This is a genomic window from Caballeronia terrestris (genome assembly GCF_001544515.1).
GTDB classification, from domain to species: Bacteria; Pseudomonadota; Gammaproteobacteria; order Burkholderiales; family Burkholderiaceae; genus Caballeronia; species Caballeronia terrestris.
The window spans coordinates 1-2,596 of the sequence record NZ_FCOL02000262.1; the positions used below are offsets into that span (position 1 = coordinate 1).

Annotated in this window: 2 protein-coding genes and 1 pseudogene; 2 read left to right on the forward strand and 1 reads right to left on the reverse strand. The window is 57.7% G+C overall.

Features of this window, described 5'->3' with window-relative positions; translation table 11 throughout:
• Positions 1-415, reverse strand: a pseudogene (locus AWB67_RS36230) (DUF2950 family protein); the annotation flags it as partial.
• Positions 416-752: 337 nt separating this feature from the next.
• On the opposite strand from AWB67_RS36230, the gene AWB67_RS36235 reads away from it, so the two are divergent.
• The gene (locus AWB67_RS36235) at positions 753-2,066 is read left to right on the forward strand and encodes a DUF2254 domain-containing protein (RefSeq protein WP_087660666.1); all 1,314 of its coding nucleotides are present in this window, start codon (positions 753-755) and stop codon (positions 2,064-2,066) included.
• An 18-nt stretch (positions 2,067-2,084) separates the two neighbouring features.
• Positions 2,085-2,596, forward strand: a 512-nt coding sequence (locus AWB67_RS36240) for a carbonic anhydrase (RefSeq protein WP_087660667.1), incomplete at its 3' end; no start/stop codon positions are given.

A 2,596-nucleotide genomic window follows, 5' to 3' on the forward strand; every position in this document is an offset into this window, starting at 1 on the left:
AACCTGCTCCAGCCCGCACCCGGGTCAAACGACTTCGTGGCCTCCGCTTCGGCTGCGCTATCGGGTCCGATATTCCGCTCATAGACCTGACCGGAACGTTTCACCATGAAGGTCTTGATTCCAGTGTCTCCGTATTTCACCGGCCATGCAATGACGGCAAATCCGCCGGACGGCTTGCCTCACACGATGTAATCATAGGCACCGCCGGGCGCGTGTACCCATAGTAGCCGGCATTCTGCGTACTGCGCGAACTCGATTGACGAACACCCCGCCAAGCGGACTCGAGTTGTCATCAGCTTCGGTAGGCCAGTACAGACCTTCGTGTTTCCCCGGCAAACTTACGATCTTCAAGGCATAGGCAAGCACACCCTCGCCGTCGTGGTTGGGCTTGCGCATACTCACGCTGCGCATCGTAGCGACGCTCTCAGTGGATTTTCAGAGGATTGGACTAGACGAGAAGTCCCACGAGGTTCCTGACGAGTTGGCCTAAGGTCTCATTGACTGGCCTATAGTTCAGAGATCATATTTCATCTGGGAAGGTTCACGCGTCCGTAGCCTCACCCATGCCAGCGAAACTAACTCATGACCGGCGAGTTCGGTTTATCGAGCGTCCCAAGGCCGTTAGCTGTCTGGCCTCGACCCGCGTGATCAGAGCTTGCGCCGTTGCAGGTCGTGCATCGCGGCAAATGCATGAAGTTTTGGACGTTCCAGCGCCGCCCGATGCAATATGAAGCGAAGGGAGAACGCAAAGCATGGACTGGAATCGCCGGTACAGTTTAAAGAGCTACCTGAGATCTTCGCTGTGGACTGTGCCGCTCATCGCGGTCGCGGTCTATGCCGTGGTGAAGCCTGTGACTGAAATGGTGGGAAGGTGGATGATCAGACAGGGGACCCTCGATCCGAAGACCGGCTTTCTCGGACTGTCCATGACAGGGGCGCGGTCGTTGCTCGGTGACATCGTTTCTGCAGACATGGCGTTTCTGGTATTCACGTTCGGTTCGCTGCTCGTCGCAATCCAGGTCGCTGGCGGACAGTACACCCCGCGCATCATCGCGACGACATTGCTGCGCGACAACATCATCCGCGGCATATCGGGGCTATTCGTTTTCACACTGCTGTTCGCCAATAGAACGCTAAGCTGGATGGGTGAGGATGAGGTACACCAGCTTCAAGTGTTCATTGCAGCGTTATTCGGATTCGCTTCGGTCGTCGCTTTCCTTTTCCTCATAGACTACGCCGCGAAATTCCTGCGTCCCGTCAGCCTCGTGGCGCGCGTCGGGGAGCAAGGAATCGCGGTCATCGAGAGCGTTTACCCCGAGCCGGCCGCGAGTCTACCTTCCCCGTCGGAACATGACAAAGGGCGAGGCTCTCCTGATCGCGTCGTTCGTCAGCGCGGCAAATCCGCCATCGTTCTGGCCGTGAATCTGGAAATGCTGATCGCGAACGCCCAGCGTGCCGACATCATCATCGTATTCGTGCCGCAGGTCGGCGATTTCGTCGCAGAGGACGAACCCTTGTTTTATTTGTATGGAAAATCTAAAGCAATCGACGAGCGCAGGTTGCGCACACTCGTCGCTTTCGGGACGGAACGCACCATGGAGCAGGACCCGATGTTCGCGTTTCGCATCCTGGTGGACATTGCATTAAAGGCGCTGTCGGCGGCGATCAATGACCCCACCACGGCGGTGCTTGCGATCGATCAGTTACACCGACTCCTGCGCATGGTAGGCAAACGGTCTTTGCACATCGAAGAGATAACGGACAGGTCGGGGCGGGTGCGCGTTATCTTTCGCACGCCCAATTGGCAAGACTTCGTGCATATCAGCTTTCGCGAGATACGACAGTACGGCGCGGGCAGCCTTCAGATCGCGCGGCGTCTGCGCGCAGCGATAGAGAACCTCATCGAAACCCTGCCGGAGGATCGTCATGATGCATTGCACGCCGAGTTGGCACTGCTCGATCGCGCGATCGTATTGAAGCATCCGTTTGCGGAGGACCTGGCGTTGGCCCGTATCCCCGATCTGCAAGGGCTCGGAGGTTCGGCCGCTTCGAAGGCAAACCGCTAGCCCTTCCAGAGGCGAACCATGCGCAAGCTTATAGAGGGCATCGTCGAATTCCGCGAGAAAATGCTGCCGCACTATGCGAAGCAGTTTAGCAAACTGGCGCTCGCGCAGACACCTGATGCGCTCTTCATCACGTGCTCGGATAGCCGGGTTGTGCCCGACCTGCTTGTGTCGACTCATCCGGGTGATCTCTTCACGATGCGCAACGTGGGCAACCTGATACCGCCAGCGACCGCAGAGGGGGTTTCTACCGGTGACGTTTCAGAGGCAAGCGCGATCGAGTACGCAGTGCTGGTGTTGAAGGTTGCGAATATCGTCGTGTGCGGGCATTCGGAGTGCGGTGCGATGAAAGCCGTGTACACACGCAAAGCCAAGCTGCAAACGCCGAACCTCGATAGATGGCTGAAGCACGCCAACGACGCAGCGTTGCGCCTCAAACACGAGGGTCCTCTCGATGGCAGGCTGAAACCCCACGATCAGTTGTCGCAACTCAACGTACTCGTGCAACTCGAGCATCTCATGACTTACCCGAT

What these genes read in the sequence shown, in the direction of transcription:
- AWB67_RS36235 (WP_087660666.1), top strand. Translation starts at nt 753, where the DNA reads ATGGACTGGAATCGCCGGTACAGTTTAAAGAGCTACCTGAGATCTTCG.